Below are 16,006 nucleotides of genomic sequence, written 5' to 3'. Positions count from 1 at the left end.
GTCAGACCAGCGGCTTCGCGAAGCAGCGGCTGTTGGGGTAGTCGCGGTAGTGGCCGAACTTGGCGCAGGGTTCGTAGCCGCTTGAGGTGTAGAGGGCTATCGCCTCCGGCTGGGCCGTGCCCGTTTCCAGGACCATGCGGGTGCGGCCGGCAGTGCGGGCGTCGGATTCCAGGGTGGCCAGGACGCGGCGGGCCAGGCCGAGGCCGCGGGCTTCGGGGATCACGTACATGCGCTTGAGTTCGGCGTCGCCGTCCTCGTAGCCCTCGTCGTTCTTGTCCTGGGTGCGCCAGCCGCCGGTGGCCACGGGGTGGCCCTCGGGGGTGTACGCGAGGAGGTACAGGCCGCGCGGAGGGACGAACATCCCGGCGTCCAGCGGTGTGACATCGCCCTCGTCGTCATAGCGGACGGCGTACTCCGCCTGGACCGCGTCGTTGAGCTTGACGGCGTCGGGGTGGTCATAGGGCGTGGGCTGGATGTTCATGCGGAGTATCGTACATGTATGCGGTGGTCGGGTGTCGGTATTCTCCCGGGATGCTCACTGTGACGTCCGTGAATGTCAATGGTCTCCGCGCCGCCGCCAAGAAGGGCTTCGGCGCGTGGCTGGCCGGGACCTCCGCCGATGCCGTCTGCCTCCAGGAGGTGCGCGCCGAGGAGGCGCAGCTGCCCCCGGAGGTGCGGGCGCCCGAGGGCTGGTTCACCGTCCACGCGCCCGCCGCCGCCAAGGGGCGCGCCGGGGTCTCCCTCTACACGCGGCGCGAGCCCGACCGGGTGCGCGTCGGCTTCGGATCCAGCGAGTTCGACGGCAGCGGCCGGTACGTCGAGGCCGACCTGCCCGGCGTGACCGTCGCCAGCCTCTACCTGCCGTCCGGCGAGGTCGGCACCGAGCGCCAGGACGAGAAGATGCGGTTCATGGGTGAGTTCCTCCCCTATCTGAAGGAGCTCAAGGCCCGCGCCGCCGCCGACGGACGTGACGTCGTCGTCTGCGGCGACTGGAACATCGCCCACCGCGAGGCCGACCTCAAGAACTGGCGGGCCAACCGGAAGAACGCCGGCTTCCTCCCCGAGGAGCGGGAGTGGCTCGGGCGCGTGCTCGACGAGGCCGACGGCGGATACGTCGACGTCGTCCGCGCCCTCCACCCCGACCAGGAAGGGCCCTACTCCTGGTGGTCCTACCGCGGACGGGCCTTCGACAACGACAGCGGCTGGCGCATCGACTACCAGATCGCCACCCCGCGTCTCGCCGCCAAGGCCGTGAAGGCGTACGTCGAGCGGGCCGCGACCCACGAGGAGCGGTGGAGCGACCACGCGCCCGTGACCGCCGTCTACGAGCTGTAGCCGTCCCCGGGCGGTTGCGGGGCCGCCTCTCCGGGGGCGGTCGGGCGCAGCCGCCGGTCGAGTGCCATCGACAGTTCCGCCTCCACCACGCTCTTGGCGAGCGGGCGCAGGCGCCACAGGTCGTCCTCGGCCGCGTGGGTGCGCAGGAGGTCGGTGAAGAGCTCCGCGAGGGCGTCGGCGTGCTCGCGGACGCGGGCGCCCGCCTTGAGGACCTCGGCGAGCGGGATGCCCTCGCGGACGAGGGCGGCGGAGACGTCGAGCAGGCGGCGGCTGATGTGGATGATCTCCTCGCCGTCGGTGACGAGGTAGCCGAGGTCGAGGGCGGCCGCGAGGTTCTCCGGGGTGACCTCGCCGGCGAAGTGGTCGGCGAGTTCCTCGGGGGTGAGGCGGACGGGCTCCTCCTCGGAGGGCGCCGGGAGGGCGAGGACCTCGCGGACGTTGCGGCCGCTCTCGAAGGCGGTGGTGAGGTCGGCGATGCCGTTGAGGGTGTGGCCGCGCTCCAGGAGGGCGGCGATGGTACGGAGCCGGGCCAGGTGCTGTTCGTCGTACCAGGCGATCCGGCCCTCGCGGCGGGGCGGGGGGATCAGGCCGCGCTCGCGGTAGAAGCGCAGGGTGCGCACGGTGATGCCGGCCGCGGCAGCGAGTTCCTCCACCCGGTACTCGCGTACGCCGGGGTGTGCGGTCGTGTTCGCGGTCGTGTGGGTGCCCGTCTTCGCGCCGGTGTTCGCGGCCGTCTGCGCGCCCGTCTTCGCGCCGGTGTCCGCGGTCGTCTGCGCGCCCGTGTGCGCGCCCCCGCCCGCGTTCGCGCCCGCGTCCGCGTCCGCGTCCGTCCCCGGTTCTTCGTCCGATCCTTCTGCCACGCACGCCAGCCTATGTTGTACCGCCGGTAACTTTCCCTCGCCTTACCCCTACCGCTTGGTATGGAGCTGCTCTACAGTCCCGACTGTGCCAGTGATTGCTGGCGTGATTGGCCGGGTGTACGGGAGGCGGCATGGCGAAGCACGAGCACGTACGGGTGGCGGTGATCGGATCGGGATTCGGGGGCCTCGGCGCCGCCGTCCGGCTGCGCCGCGAGGGGATCACCGACTTCGTGGTCCTGGAGCGGGCCGACTCCGTGGGCGGCACATGGCGGGACAACAGCTACCCCGGCTGTGCCTGCGACGTCCCCTCCCACCTCTACTCCTTCTCCTTCGCGCCCAACCCCGACTGGCCGCGGACCTTCTCGGGGCAGCGCCACATCCGCGCGTACCTGGAGCATGTCACGGACACCTTCGGGATCCGTCCCCACCTCCGCCTGAGCCACGAGGTGCGGCGGATGGAGTGGGACGCCGAGGCGCTCCGCTGGGAGATCGAGACCAGCGCCGGCAGCTTCAGCGCCGAGGTCGTCGTCTCCGCGACCGGACCCCTCTCCGACCCCAAGATCCCCGACATCCCCGGGCTCGCCGACTTCCCCGGCAAGGTCTTCCACTCCGCCCGCTGGGACCACGACTACGACCTCACCGGCAAGCGCGTCGCCATGATCGGCACCGGCGCCTCCGCCATCCAGATCGTGCCCGCGATCCAGCCCCAGGTCGCGAAGCTGACCCTGTTCCAGCGCACGCCCCCGTGGGTGATGCGCCGCATGGACCGGGCCATCAGCGGCCCCGAGCGCTGGCTCCACCGCGCCCTGCCCGTCACCGGCACCCTCCGTCGCGGCCTGCTCTGGGGCATCCGTGAACTCCAGGTCGGGGCCTTCACCAAGCACCCGAACGAACTCGGGCTCGTCGAGAAGCTCGCCAAGGCCAACATCGCCAAGTCCGTCAAGGACCCGGTGCTGCGGGCCAAGTTGACCCCCTCGTACCGCATCGGCTGCAAGCGGATCCTGCTCTCCAGCACGTACTACCCGGCGGTCGCGCAGCCCAACGTCGACGTCGTCGCCTCCGGTCTGCGCGAGGTCCGCGGCTCGACCGTGGTCGCCGCCGACGGCACCGAGACCGAGGTCGACGCGATCGTCTTCGGCACCGGCTTCCACGTCACCGACATGCCGATCGCCGAGCGGGTCGTCGGCGCCGAGGGGCGCACGCTCGCCGAGACCTGGAAGGGCGGCATGGAGGCGCTGCGCGGCGCCACCGCCGCCGGCTTCCCGAACTTCATGACGGTCATCGGCCCCAACACCGGCCTCGGGAACTCCTCGATGATCCTGATGATCGAGTCCCAGCTGAACTACATGGCCGACTACCTGCGCCAGCTGAACGTGCTCGGAGGGCGCGCCGCCCTCGCGGTCCGGCCCTCCGCCGTCGGCGCCTGGAACCGCAAGGTGCAGGCACGGATGGAGCGGACCGTGTGGAAGGCGGGCGGCTGCGAGAGCTGGTACCTCGACGCCAACGGCCGCAACACCACGCTGTGGCCGGGCACCACGGGCGAGTTCCGGCGCGAGACCCGGCAGGTCGACCTCTCCGAGTACGAGGTGATCCGCGCCCCCAAGCCCACGGAGCCGGCCGTCACCGAGTCGCCCGTCACGGAGCCGGCCGTCACCGAGCCCGCCACCGCGACGCCCGCCACCGCCAAGGCGCGCAAGAAAGAAGCCGCCCAGTGAACCGGCACCTGATCTCGCTGCCCGTGTCCCGTGAACTCACCGCCGTCTCCGCCGACGGCGCCCGGATCCACGTCGAGGTGTACGGCCCCGAGGGCGCCCCCGCCGTCGTCCTGGCCCACGGCTGGACCTGCTCGACCACCTTCTGGGCCGAGCAGATACGGGCGCTCGCCTCCGACCACCGGGTCATCGCCTACGACCAGCGCGGCCACGGCCGTTCCCCGGTGCCCGGCCCCGGCGGGTACTCGACGACGGCGCTCGCCGACGACCTGGAGGCCGTGCTCGCGGCCACGCTCGGCCCCGGTGAGCGGGCCGTCCTGGCCGGTCACTCCATGGGCGGCATGACGATCATGGCGGCCGCAGGGCGCCCCGGCTTCCGGCAGCACGCCGCCGCCGTCCTGCTCTGCTCCACCGGCCCCTCCCGGCTGACGGCCGAGGCCACCGTCGTACCGCTGCGGCCGGGCAGGCTGCGCTCCCGGCTGACCAAGGCCGTCCTGGGCGCGAAGGCGCCGCTCGGCCCGGTCACGCCCGTCTCGAAGAAGGTCCTCAAGTACGCGACGATGGGACCGGGCACGGCGCCCGACCGGGTCGAGGCCTGCGCGCGGATCGTCCACGCCTGCCCCCGTACCTCGCGGTACGGCTGGTCGCAGGTCCTGGCCGGGCTCGACCTCGGCGCGGGCCTCCGGGAGCTGCGGCTGCCCGTGGCCGTGCTCGTCGGCACCGCCGACCGGCTCACCCCGGCCGTCCACTCCCGCGCGCTGGCGGACGCACTCCCGCACTGCACGGGTCTCGTCGAACTGGCCGGCATGGGCCACATGACACCGGTGGAGGCCCCCGAGGCCGTCACCGCGCAGATCCGCGAACTGACCCTCACGTACCTGGGCGTGAAGTCCGGGGAGCAGCCGAAGGAGAAGGAGCAGGCATGAGCAGGGTGAGCCTGGAAGGACAGGTCGCGGTCGTCACCGGAGGGGCCCGCGGGGTCGGTGAACTCCTCGCCCGCAAGCTCTCCGCGCGCGGCGCGCGGATCGCGCTCGTCGGCCTGGAGCCGGAGCAGCTCAAGGAGGTCGCGGGCCGGCTGCACACCGAGGCCGACTGGTGGCACGCCGACGTCACCGACCACGAGGCGATGGCCAGGGTCGCGGCCGAGGTGAAGGAGCGGTTCGGGAAGGTCGACATCGTCGTCGCCAACGCCGGGGTGGCGGCGGGCGGGCCGTTCGTCGACTCCGACCCCGACGCCTGGCGGCGGGTCATCGAGGTCAACCTCATCGGTGGCGCGGTGACGGGCCGGGCGTTCCTGCCGGTCCTCATGGAGTCCCGGGGGTACTTCCTCCAGATCGCCTCGCTCGCCGCGCTCACCCCGGCCCCGATGATGACGGCGTACTGCGCCTCCAAGTCGGGCGTCGAGGCCTTCGCGCACAGTCTGCGCGCCGAGGTCGCGTACAAGGGGGTGAAGGTCGGCGTCGGCTATCTCTCCTGGACCGACACGGACATGGTGCGGGGCGCCGACCAGGACGACGTGATGAAGGAGCTGCGGCAGCGGCTGCCGTGGCCCTCGAACCGCACGTACCCCCTCGGCCCGGCCGTCGACCGGATCGTGGCGGGCATCGAGCGGCGCTCCGCCCATGTGTACGCGCAGTGGTGGCTGCGCGGGATGCAGTCGGTCCGCGGCTACCTGCCCGGCGTGATCGCCGCGGTCGGGCAGCGCGAGATGAAGCGTTTCGAGCCACGGCTCGGCTCGGTGTCCAAGGGCCTGGTGGGCGCGGGCGGCGCGGCCGACGAACAGGCGCGGACGGGGAACGCCTGACCGCCCCCCCCGGGCCGCTCACTGTCCGTAACTGATCGAAATGCGTGGAATGTTCGCCCGTGCAAAGCTGGTCGAGGCCCAGGGGGCGCGACGCCCCCTCCCCCGTACACCCTTCTAGGAGTGAACTTCCATGGGCATGCAGGACCAGTTCAAGGACAAGGCGGAGCAGATGAAGCAGCAGGCCAAGGAGGCCATGGGCAAGGCGAAGGACGAAGCGTCCGAACGCGCCTCCCAGGGCCGCGGCCGCTCCGACGACGAGGCCCGCAAGGCCCAGCAGGAAGCCAAGGACCGGATGGACCGGGAGCGCCCGGACCGGGACCGCATGGACCGGGACCGTATGGACCGGGAGTCCGGCGTCTGACGCCGGCCCTTCCGTGAGCGAGGCGCACCCGCGACACCGGGTGCGCCTTTCGCGTGTGTCAGGCCTCCACCACGCGCATCCCGTCCTCCGCCAGGGCGTGGAGGACCGACGCGTAGAAGTCGTACGGCTCCCCCTCCGGCGTCAGCAGCCGGGAGAGGTGCGCGCGGGCGACGGCGGAGTCCCGCCAGACCAGCGTGCCCGGTGGGGTGAAGCCGAAGGTCCCGCCCAGACAGTCGTGGAGGGCCTGGAAGCAGCCGCCGAAGTAGCCGCCGGGGCCGTTCACCGCCTCGCCGAGCGCGAGCCAGAAACCGGGTTCGTCGGTGACGTGCCGGCCGTCGAGTTCGTACGCGGTCCCCGCCGGCCGGTCCCGGAGCGTGTGGCGGCAGGCCCGCTCCCGGACGAGGTCGTGCCAGGCGCCGCGCAGCCGGGTGTCGAGCCCCGCCCAGGCGGCGGGCTCCTCCGGCGGCCCTGCCAGCCAGTGCTCCCACACGGGCCGGGCCCACGTGGGTACGGGATGGTGGAAGGTGCCGTCCAGATCCAGGTCGATCAGGTCGGGCCCCAGCGCGGAGGGACCGCTTCCGGTGACCCGGCCCCATATGAGGCGGCTGGTCAGCAGCTCGCCCCGCCGGTCCCGGAGTTCCAGTTCGACCTGTTCCAGTTCCAGCGCCCGCCGCGTCCCCTTCTCCAGGGCCGCCCGCAACTGCTCGCCCGGCGCGAGGCCGCGCAGGACGAGCGGGGGATCGGGGCGGCTGTCCGGCAGGAGGAGGGCGAACCCCTCGCAGGAGCCGAGCCATCGGCGCCCGTCGTGCAGCCGGACGGGGCCCCGGTGGCTGTCGGGCGGCCCCAGGTTGTCGTCCTCGCCGGTGAGGACGAGGGCGCCGTCCGTCGCGCCGCGGACGACCTCCGCGTCCTCAAGGAGCCAGGAGTCGTACTCCCGGTGCTCCTGGTGCTCCTGGTACTCCTGGGGCTCCGGGGGAGAGGCGCCGGGCTCGTCGCCCCCGGGCGCCAGCCACACCCGTTCCCCGAGCCAGCCCTCCCGCACGTCCGCCCCGTCCGGCACCCAGCCCGTGAGTTCGTACGTCCCGCGCTCGGGTTCCCGGTACAGCCCCTCCACCGTGTGGCAGACGCCCCAGACGTGGTCGTCCTCGGACCTGATCAACGCGTGCATAGCCAGCATGATGGCGCATAACTCACGCGCGTCGGGGTGCGGATCTTCGTACGGTGGCGTCCATGGCCGTACTTGAGCGACTGCGATCCGATCACGCCCCCGCCCTGCTCGCGTTCGAGCGGGAGAACCGGGGGTACTTCGCCGCGTCCGTGCCCGACCGGGGGGACGCGTACTTCACCGACTTCGAGCAGCGGCACCGGGCGCTGCTCGACGAGCAGGAGACCGGCACGATCCACTTCCATGTGCTGGTGGGGGAGGGCGGGGAGGTGCTCGGCCGGTTCAATCTGATCGACGTCGACCTCGCCGACGGGGGCGCCGAGCTCGGCTACCGGGTGGCCGAGAAGGCGACCGGGCGCGGCCTCGCGACGGCCGGGGTCAGGGAGGTGTGCCGGCTCGCGCGCGAGGAGTACGGGCTCAGCCGTCTTACCGCCGTCACGACCCTCGACAACGAGGGGTCGAGGGCCGTGCTCGGGCGGGTCGGCTTCGGCGCGGTCGGGAGCGTGACGATCGACGGACGGGCGGGCACGTCCTACGAGCTGGACCTCGGGGAGCTGATCGCCCTGGCCTGTTAGGGCGGGTCCGTTGAGCGCGTGTCCGTTCAAGGCCTTCCCGATTAAGGCGCCTCCGGCCTCGGCGGCAGTTTCGGGCGGGAGCGGTCCGGGAGGTTCTCGTACGCCGGGGGGCTCGCCGCCGGGGTCTCCGTGAGGAGCGCGAGGGCGACGTGGACCGCGTCGTCGAGCTGGGCGTGGCGGCCCTCGGCCCAGTCCAGGGGGGTGCGGAGGATCGCGAGGTCGGGTTCGACGCCGTGGTTCTCCAGGGACCAGCCGTACTCGGGGAACCAGGCCGCGTTCATCGGGACCGTGATCTGGGTGCCGTCGCCGAGCCGGTGGCGGCCGGTCATACCGACGACCCCGCCCCAGGTGCGCTGCCCGACGACCGGGCCGAGGCCCAGGAGCTTGAACGCGGCGGTGATCATGTCGCCGTCGGACGAGGTGGCCTCGTCGGCGAGGGCGACGACGGGGCCGCGCGGGGCGTTGGAGGCGTACGCGACGGGCTGGGCGTTCCTGGTGAGGTCCCAGCCGAGGATCCTGCGGGTGAGCTTCTCGATGACGAGTTCGCTGATGTTGCCGCCGGCGTTGCCGCGTACGTCGACGATGAGGGCCGGCCGGGAGACCTCCATGCGCAGGTCGCGGTTGAACTGCGCCCAGCCCGAGCCGCCCATGTCGGGGATGTGGAGGTAGCCGCAGCGGCCGCCGCTGACCTCCCGTACCACCGCCCGGCGTTTGGCGACCCAGTCCTGGTAGCGCAGCGGACGTTCGTCGACGAGGGGGACGACGGCGACGCGCCGCGCCCGGCCCTCGCCCTCGGCGGGCGTGAAGGTGAGCTCGACGGTGGTGCCGCCGGTGCCGGAGAGCAGCGGGTACGGCCCGGCGACCGGGTCCACGGGCCGGCCGTCGACGTGGGTGAGGACGGCGCCCTCGCGGATGCCGGTGCCGGCGAGCGGGGAGCGGGCCTTGGAGTCTGAGGACTCGCCGGGCAGGATCCGCTTCACTGTCCAGCCGGCCTCGCGGGGCACGAGGTTCGCCCCGAGGAGCCCCATGGGCCGCTGGTAGTGCGGCGGCCCTTCGTTGCGGCGGGCGGGGGTCACGTACGCGTGGGACGTGCCCAGTTCGCCCATGACCTCGCGGAGCAGGTCGGCGAACTCGTCGGGGGACGCGACCCGTTCGACGAGCGGCCGGTACTGGTCGAGGACGGCCGTCCAGTCGACCCCGCCCATGCCGGGCTCCCAGAAGTAGGCGCGGACGATCCGTCCTGCCTCGTCGAAGGCCTGCCGCCACTCGGCGCCCGGGTCGACCTCGTGCAGGATGCGCCGCAGGTCCAGGTAGACGGTGGAGTCGCCGTCCCCGGACTCGGTGGCCGGCACGGCCCGCAGCTCGCCCTCGTCGGCGACGACGAGCCGGGTGCCGTCGCCGCTGACCGCGAACCAGTCGAGGTCCTTGGCGAGTTCGCTCTTGCGGGCCTTGACGATGGAGAAGTGTTCCAGGGTGGGGCGGCCCGAGGTGTCGGCCGGGTTGGCGAAGGTCTCGCCGAGCGCGCCCGAGATGGGCCAGCGCAGCCAGACCAGGCCGCCGCCGCTGACCGGGTGCAGGGCGGAGTACTTGGAGGCGGCGACGGGGAAGGGGGTGACCCGCTCGGGGAGCCCCTCCAGCTCGACGGTGACGGTGCCGTCGCCGGTGTCCGTGTCGTCGTCGGCGGGGTCGAGGCCGCCGGCGGCCGGGCGCCCGTCGGGGAGCAGCGCGAACGGCGAGGGCGTGGCGGAGGAGAGCGGGACGAGATAGGGGCGGCAGCCGAGCGGGAACGACAGGTCGCCGGTGTGGACGTCGTACACCGGGTCGAAGCCGCGCCAGGAGAGGAAGGCGAGGTAGCGGCCGTCGCGGGTGAAGACGGGGTTCTCGTCCTCGAAGCGCCCGTTGGTGACGTCGACGACGGTACGGGCGCCGGGCCCTGAGATCCGGGCCATCTTGATGGAGCGCAGGGAGCGGCCGATGCCGGGGTGGGACCAGGTGAGCCAGGCGCCGTCGGGGGAGAAGGCGAGGTCGCGGACGGGGCCGTTGACGGACCGGATGAGTTCGGTGACCTCGCCGTTGGATTCCTCGGTGGCGTCGAGCAGGAGGAGCCGTCCGTCGTGGGAGGCGATGGCGAGCCGCTCGCCCTCGGGGTCGGCGATGAGTTCCTCGACGCGGCCGAGGTCGCCGGAGGCGAGGCGGCGCGGCGGCCGGTCGCCGCTGGCGCGCGGCAGATAGCCCACCTCGATGGCGTCCTCGCCCTCGGCGTCGGTGACGTACGCGACCTGGCCGCCGCTGCCGAGCATCTCGGGGAGCCGCACGCGGACGCCCGGCTCGTCGATGATCGTGCGGGCCGGGCCGTCGCGGTGGGTCAGCCAGTAGAGGCTGCCGCGCACGGAGACGGCGCTGGCGCGGCCGGTTTCGTCGACGGAGAGCGCGTCGATGTGGAGGGCGGCGGGCACCTGGTAGGCGCGCCGGCCGACCCGCTGCCCGCCGAGCCGTACCTCCAGCTTCCGGGGGCGGGCATCGGCGGCGAGCGAGTCGACGATCCACAGGTCGCCGGCGCACTGGTAGACGACCCGGCGGCCGTCGCTCGACGCGTGCCGGGCGTAGAACTCGTCGTGGTCGGTGTGACGGCGCAGGTCGGTGCCGTCGGGCAGGCAGGAGTACAGGTTGCCGATGCCCTCGTGGTCGGAGAGGAACGCGATCCGGCCGTCGACGGCCATGGGGCAGTCGAGGTGGCCGCCGATGTCGGGCAGCAGCCGCTCGCCGTGCAGCCAGAGGCGTCCGGTGGCACCGCCGAGGTACCGCTTCCAGGCGGCCGGCTCGTGCGGCGGCTTGCCGGTGAGGAGGAGGGTGCGGCGCTCCCCCTCGTGGCCGGCATGGCTGTCACGGCCGCCGTGGCCGTCGATGACTCCGATGTCGGAGACCGGGCCCCAGGGCAGGCGCCTGCCGGGTGAGCCGTCGGTGGGGACGGTGTAGGCCCAGGAGTAGTACGAGAAGGGCTGGCCGTGCGAGGAGACGGCGAGGATGTCGGAGTGGCCGTCCTTGTCGGGGGGCGCCCAGCCGCAGACCCGGGTGTCGGGGGAGCCCCAGTAGGTGAGCCGCCGGGCGGGCCCGCCGTCTATGGGGACGAGATGGATCTCCGGGTCGAGGCTGCGCCAGTTCGTGTACGCGATCCGGCGCCCGTCCGGCGAGAAGCGCGGGTGGCCGACCCGTGTCCGGTCGACGGTGAGCCGCCAGGCCCGGCCGGGGCGGTGGCCCTCGGGGACGAGCGGCGCGATCCAGAGATCGTCCTCGGCGGCGAAGCACAGCAGATCGTCGTGGAGGTGCGGGAAACGGAGGTACGCGACGTCGTGACTCACCACCCCATGCTTTCCGCGTGGAGGGGGCGCGGCAACTCGTACATGTGTGGCAGGGCAACTCGTACGTGTGAACAGGCGTCTTCAGGGGTGTGGGTCCGATGCTTGTCGTGATGCCGATGCCCGTGGTGACGGTGGTGCCTGTCGTGCCGCCGATGCCCGCCCGGCTGTGGCCCAGGACACGTACGAAACGGTTTCGTTTCGTTGAGGGCGGGGGTATCTTCGTACTGTACGAAACCGTTTCGTTCGCTCATCCCGGATGGAGACCCGGCCATGGCACGCAGCAGACTCACTCCCGAGCGGGAGTCCGAGCTGTACGCGGCCGTGCTCGACCTCCTCCGCGAAGTCGGCTACGACGCCCTCACCATGGACGCCGTCGCCGCCCGCACCCACTCCAGCAAGGCCACCCTCTACCGCCAGTGGGGGAGCAAGCCCGAGCTGGTCGCCAGGGCGCTGCGCGCCAACAAGCCGGCCGACCTCTCCGAGATCGACACCGGCTCGCTGCGCGGCGACTTCCACGAGCTGATGGCACGGACCGACGACTGCCAGATGGAGAAGGACTCCGCGCTGATGCGGGGTCTGGCCCATGCCGTGCACACCAACCCCGAACTGCACCGGGCGCTGCGCGAGCTGCTCATCGCACCCGAGATGAACGGCCTCGACGAAGTGCTGAACCGAGCGGTCCGCAGGGGAGAGGTCGACGCCGCCAACCCGGCGCTGAGGCTCGTTCCCCACATGCTGATCGGTGCGTTCGTCGCCCGGCCGCTGATCGACGATCAGCCGGTCGACCGCGCTTTCCTGAGCGCCTACATCGACGCCGTCGTGCTCCCCTCACTCGGCGTCTGATCCCTTTCCCCAGAAGTACTCGCGCCACCTTCCCCAGCAGTACCGGCTCCACCCGGCTCCACCCGGCTCCACCTTCTCCACCTCGCTCCACCTGACGTCGAACCGCTCCGCCGTCGGGCCGGCTCCCCATGCCCTGTCCCACCCACACTGGGAGTACGCCCCCGTGGCCACGTTCCTGTACAAGCTCGGCCGTTCCGCCTTCCGGCGCCGACGGCTCGTCGCCCTCCTCTGGGTGGCCCTCCTGGCGATAGCCGGGATCGGCGCCGCCACCGCACCCGCCCCGACCTCCGGCTCCTTCTCGATCCCGGGCACCGAGGCCCAGCGCGCCTTCGACCTGCTCGAAGAGCGCTTCCCCGGCGCCGGCGCCGACGGTGCCACCGCCCGGGTCGTCTTCAAGGCCCCCGAGGGCCAGAAGATGACCGAGGCCGGGCACAAGGCCGTCGTCGAGGAGACCGTCTCCGCGCTGAGGTCCGGCTCGGACCAGATCGTCTCGGTCACCGACCCGTACACCGCGCAGGCCGTCTCCCGCGACGGCTCCACCGCCTACGTCTCCGTCGCCTACAAGGTCAACTCGATGGAGCTGACCGACGAGACCCGCGAGGCCCTGACCCAGGCCGGCGAGAACGCGCAGGGCAAGGGGCTGACCGTCGAGGTCGGCGGTGACGCCCTCCAGACCATGCCGGCCACCGGCGCGGGCGAGATCGTCGGCGTCGTCATCGCGGGCATCGTCCTCGTCCTGACCTTCGGCTCGCTCGTGGCCGCCGGACTCCCGCTGCTCACGGCGATCATCGGCGTCGGCATCGGCGTCTCCTCGATCGCCGCGCTCGCGAACGTCCTCGACCTCGGTTCCACCACCTCCACCCTCGCGATGATGATCGGCCTCGCGGTCGGCATCGACTACGCCCTCTTCATCGTCTCCCGCTACCGCGCGGAGCTCGCCGAGGGCCGCGAGAAGGAGGACGCCGCCGGGCGCGCGGTCGGCACGGCGGGCTCCGCCGTCGTCTTCGCCGGACTCACCGTCGTCATCGCCCTGGTCGGCCTGGCCGTCGTCAACATCCCGATGCTGACGAAGATGGGCTTCGCCGCCGCCGGTACGGTCGTGATCGCCGTACTGATCGCACTGACCCTGATCCCCGCCATGCTCGGCTTCGCCGGTGACAAGGTCATCGGCCGCAAGCAGCGCAAGGGCACCGCGAAGGCGAGCGACAAGCCGAACGGCGGCACCCGCTGGGCCCGCTTCGTCCTCCGCCGCCCCGTGATGGTGCTGGTCGTCGGCGTCCTCGGACTCGGCGCGATCGCGCTGCCCGCCGCCTCCCTGGAGATGGGCCTCCCGGACGACGGCGTCAAGCCGACCTCCACCAGCGAGCGCCGGGCGTACGACGCGCTCTCGGACGGCTTCGGCCCCGGCTTCAACGGCCCGCTGCTCGTCGTCGTCGACGGCGACAAGGCCACCGCCGACAAGACGGTCTCCACGATCAAGGGCCTCGAAGGCTGGGCGGCCGTCACCCCGGCGACCCCGAACAAGGCCGGCGACGCCGCGATGATCACGGTGGTCCCGAAGGACCGGCCGTCCTCGGCCGCCACCGAGAGCCTCGTCCACGACATCCGGGACGCCACCGGGGACGATGTCCTCGTCACCGGCGCGACCGCGATGAACATCGACTTCTCGCAGAAGATGAACGACGCCCTGGTGCCCTACCTGGCCCTCGTCGTCGGCCTGGCCTTCCTGCTCCTGACCCTGGTCTTCCGCTCGATCCTCGTCCCCCTGAAGGCGGCCCTCGGCTTCCTGCTCTCGGTGGTCGCGGCCCTCGGCGCGGTCGTCGCGGTCTTCCAGTGGGGCTGGCTCGGAAGCCTCTTCGGGGTCGAGCAGACCGGCCCGATCATGTCGATGATGCCGATCTTCATGGTGGGTGTCGTCTTCGGTCTCGCGATGGACTACGAGGTCTTCCTCGTCACCCGTATGCGTGAGGCGTACGTCCACGGGGAGCGGCCCGGCGAGGCGATCGTGACCGGCTTCCGGCACAGCGCCCGGGTCGTCGTCGCCGCGGCGGTCATCATGATCGCGGTCTTCTCCGGCTTCATCGGCATGACGGACCAGATGATCAAGATGATCGGCTTCGGCCTGGCCGTCGCGGTCCTCTTCGACGCCTTCGTGGTCCGGATGGCGATCGTCCCGGCCGTGCTGGCGCTCCTCGGCCACAAGGCCTGGTGGCTGCCGAAGTGGCTGGACCGGATCCTGCCGAACGTGGACGTGGAGGGCGAGGGCCTCGCGAAGCACACCCCGGAGACCGACGAGAGCGCCGGCACGAAGCCGGACCTCGTGAAGGCCTGATCACCAAGCCTCAAGCCTCAAGCCGCATGTACGCCGTCAGTGGGTCGACATCGACGCACCGGCGGCGTACGTGTGCCGGAGGAAGCGCAGCAGCGCGGCGGTGTCGAACTGGACGACGGCGACGCCGTCGTCCGTGTGGAACTCGACCACCGTCTGCACCCGGCCGCAGGGCCAGACCTCGATGTCGCCGCGGCGGGCCGGGGCGCGCAGTCCGTTCTCCAGGAGGGTGCGGGGGAAGGACCACTCGACGTCGTGGGGGAAGACGAAGCGGACGGTCGCGGGTGAGGAGTCGGGGTCGTAGCGGAGGGCCACCGGGACGGGCCGGGAGAGTGGCGCGTCGCTGATGATCCTGCCCTTGGCGTGGTCGTCGACTTCACGGTCGTGCGCGGCGGCCATCGGGGGGCTCCTCACGGTTTGTCCTCTTATCGACTAATGTCCCACTCCTTCCCGGTGAGGGCGCGGCCCATACCTGGATGGCCGCGGGTGTGTGCGGAGTCACGTGACTCTCACGCGTGACGGGCACGCGCGACCGCCCGCGCCACCACGCGCCGCCGTTCTGTGACCTGTGCGCTCTTGCAAGCTCTTTGCAGGAGCGCTCATCATTCGGTACGTGCATGTACCTGACGGATTCATCAACGCCCCCGTATCGGTCGCCGCCGGTGTCGTCGCCGCCGGCGCCGTCGCCGTGAGCCTGCGGGGCGCCCGGCGCGAGCTGGACGACGGGCACGGCGGAGAGCGGACGGCCCCGCTGGCCGGGCTCGTCGCCGCCTTCATCTTCGCCGTCCAGATGCTGAACTTCCCGGTCGCCGCCGGGACCAGCGGACACCTCCTCGGCGGTGCGCTCGCGGCGATCCTCGTCGGCCCCTGGACCGGCGTCCTGTGCATAGCCGTCGTCCTGCTGATGCAGGGCATCCTCTTCGCGGACGGCGGCCTCACCGCCCTCGGCGTGAACATCACCGTCATGGGCGTCGTCACGGTCGTCGTCGCCTACGCGCTCTTCCGCGGCCTCGTCCTCGTGCTGCCGCGCACCCGCGCCTCGGTGACCGCGGCCTCCTTCGTCGCCGCGCTCGTCTCCGTACCGGCGTCGGCCGCCGCCTTCACCCTGCTCTACGCGATCGGCGGCACCACCGCCGTACCGGTGGGCAAGGTCCTCTCGGCCATGGTCGGCGTGCACGTCCTCATCGGCATCGGCGAGGCCGTCATCACCATGCTGACCGTCGGCGCGGTCATCGCCGTCCGCCCCGACCTGGTGTACGGCGCCCGCGGCCTGACCGCCCCGCTCAAGCTCCGTATCGACGGCGAACTGGTCGACGCGGCCCCGGCCACCCCCGCGGCCACGCCCGCGAGGTCCCCGAAGAAGCTGTGGATCGGCGGCGTCGTCACCGCCCTGGTCCTCGCCGGCTTCGTCTCCTTCTACGCCTCCGCCAGCCCCGACGGCCTGGAGAAGGTCGCCGCCGACAAGGGCTTCGACGCCAAGGTCGAGGACCACGCCGCCGCCGACTCCCCGCTCGCCGACTACGGCGTCAAGGGCATCGACACCGCCCGGCTCTCCGGCGGCCTCGCCGGCGTGATCGGCGTGGGCGCGACCCTCGCCGCAGGCACCGGCGCGTTCTGGCTCGTCCGTCGTCGCCGTGCCCACGCGGAACCGGAAGCGGTCTGA

The 16,006-nt window shown here is 72.2% G+C and carries 14 protein-coding genes; 9 read left to right on the top strand and 5 right to left on the bottom strand.

From position 1 onward, the window contains the following. Position 1 precedes the first annotated feature (1 nt). The gene (locus tag ACIRB7_RS24200; RefSeq protein ID WP_403602309.1) at positions 2–481 is read right to left on the bottom strand and encodes a GNAT family N-acetyltransferase; all 480 of its coding nucleotides are present in this window, start codon (positions 479–481) and stop codon (positions 2–4) included. 50 nt (positions 482–531) lie between these two features. Here ACIRB7_RS24200 and ACIRB7_RS24195 point away from each other — a divergent pair, with 50 nt between their 5' ends. Next, complete coding sequence (locus ACIRB7_RS24195) at positions 532–1,335, top strand: exodeoxyribonuclease III (RefSeq protein ID WP_403602306.1); 804 nt, start codon at positions 532–534, stop codon at positions 1,333–1,335. Here ACIRB7_RS24195 and ACIRB7_RS24190 read toward each other — a convergent pair. After that, a complete protein-coding gene (locus ACIRB7_RS24190) occupies positions 1,323–1,988 on the bottom strand; it encodes a MerR family transcriptional regulator (protein WP_403602731.1) in 666 nt (221 codons plus the stop codon). The two genes, ACIRB7_RS24195 and ACIRB7_RS24190, sit on opposite strands and share 13 nt — an antisense overlap. A 338-nt stretch (positions 1,989–2,326) precedes the next feature. Here ACIRB7_RS24190 and ACIRB7_RS24185 point away from each other — a divergent pair, with 338 nt between their 5' ends. From ACIRB7_RS24185 to ACIRB7_RS24170, 4 genes are all read left to right on the top strand, one after another. Next, positions 2,327–3,910 carry a flavin-containing monooxygenase gene (locus ACIRB7_RS24185; RefSeq protein WP_403602304.1) on the top strand — a complete coding sequence of 528 codons (1,584 nt, stop codon included), beginning with the start codon at positions 2,327–2,329 and terminating at the stop codon, positions 3,908–3,910. Then, positions 3,907–4,833, top strand: a complete 927-nt coding sequence (locus ACIRB7_RS24180) for an alpha/beta fold hydrolase (protein WP_403602301.1) — start codon at positions 3,907–3,909, stop codon at positions 4,831–4,833. Before ACIRB7_RS24185 ends, ACIRB7_RS24180 begins: the two co-directional genes overlap by 4 nt. Then, complete coding sequence (locus ACIRB7_RS24175) at positions 4,830–5,711, top strand: SDR family oxidoreductase (protein ID WP_403602298.1); 882 nt, start codon at positions 4,830–4,832, stop codon at positions 5,709–5,711. The genes ACIRB7_RS24180 and ACIRB7_RS24175 overlap by 4 nt, the downstream gene beginning before the upstream one ends. 130 nt (positions 5,712–5,841) lie before the next feature. Next, positions 5,842–6,072, top strand: coding sequence for a hypothetical protein (locus ACIRB7_RS24170; RefSeq protein WP_403602295.1), 231 nt, complete (start codon positions 5,842–5,844; stop codon positions 6,070–6,072). Between the two features lie 58 nt (positions 6,073–6,130). On the opposite strand, the gene ACIRB7_RS24165 is transcribed toward ACIRB7_RS24170, so the two are convergent. Next, positions 6,131–7,240 (bottom strand): hypothetical protein, encoded by a 1,110-nt coding sequence (locus ACIRB7_RS24165; protein WP_403602292.1) that lies wholly within the window; start codon positions 7,238–7,240, stop codon positions 6,131–6,133. Positions 7,241–7,302: 62 nt separating this feature from the next. Here ACIRB7_RS24165 and ACIRB7_RS24160 point away from each other — a divergent pair, with 62 nt between their 5' ends. Beyond that, entirely contained in the window at positions 7,303–7,812 is a 510-nt protein-coding gene (locus ACIRB7_RS24160; protein WP_403602289.1) for a GNAT family N-acetyltransferase, read from the top strand. A gap of 41 nt (positions 7,813–7,853) precedes the next feature. On the opposite strand, the gene ACIRB7_RS24155 is transcribed toward ACIRB7_RS24160, so the two are convergent. Continuing rightward, positions 7,854–11,171 (bottom strand): S41 family peptidase, encoded by a 3,318-nt coding sequence (locus tag ACIRB7_RS24155; RefSeq protein ID WP_403602287.1) that lies wholly within the window; start codon positions 11,169–11,171, stop codon positions 7,854–7,856. 270 nt (positions 11,172–11,441) lie between these two features. Here ACIRB7_RS24155 and ACIRB7_RS24150 point away from each other — a divergent pair, with 270 nt between their 5' ends. Together ACIRB7_RS24150 and ACIRB7_RS24145 are read left to right on the top strand one after the other, a co-directional pair. Further along, positions 11,442–12,014, top strand: a complete 573-nt coding sequence (locus ACIRB7_RS24150; RefSeq protein ID WP_403602282.1) for a TetR/AcrR family transcriptional regulator — start codon at positions 11,442–11,444, stop codon at positions 12,012–12,014. A gap of 163 nt (positions 12,015–12,177) precedes the next feature. Further along, positions 12,178–14,346 carry an MMPL family transporter gene (locus tag ACIRB7_RS24145; protein ID WP_403602279.1) on the top strand — a complete coding sequence of 723 codons (2,169 nt, stop codon included), beginning with the start codon at positions 12,178–12,180 and terminating at the stop codon, positions 14,344–14,346. Between the two features lie 36 nt (positions 14,347–14,382). Here ACIRB7_RS24145 and ACIRB7_RS24140 read toward each other — a convergent pair whose 3' ends face one another. After that, positions 14,383–14,742, bottom strand: a complete 360-nt coding sequence (locus ACIRB7_RS24140; protein ID WP_403602276.1) for an SsgA family sporulation/cell division regulator — start codon at positions 14,740–14,742, stop codon at positions 14,383–14,385. A 214-nt stretch (positions 14,743–14,956) separates the two neighbouring features. Here ACIRB7_RS24140 and ACIRB7_RS24135 point away from each other — a divergent pair, with 214 nt between their 5' ends. Continuing rightward, the gene (locus ACIRB7_RS24135) at positions 14,957–16,006 is read left to right on the top strand and encodes an energy-coupling factor ABC transporter permease (RefSeq protein ID WP_403602273.1); all 1,050 of its coding nucleotides are present in this window, start codon (positions 14,957–14,959) and stop codon (positions 16,004–16,006) included.

The organism is Streptomyces sp. NPDC093795 (assembly GCF_044764665.1).
Lineage (GTDB): Bacteria > Actinomycetota > Actinomycetes > Streptomycetales > Streptomycetaceae > Streptomyces.
The sequence above is the reverse complement of the archived record's forward strand: the minus strand, read 5'-3'. Positions and strand labels throughout refer to the sequence as shown.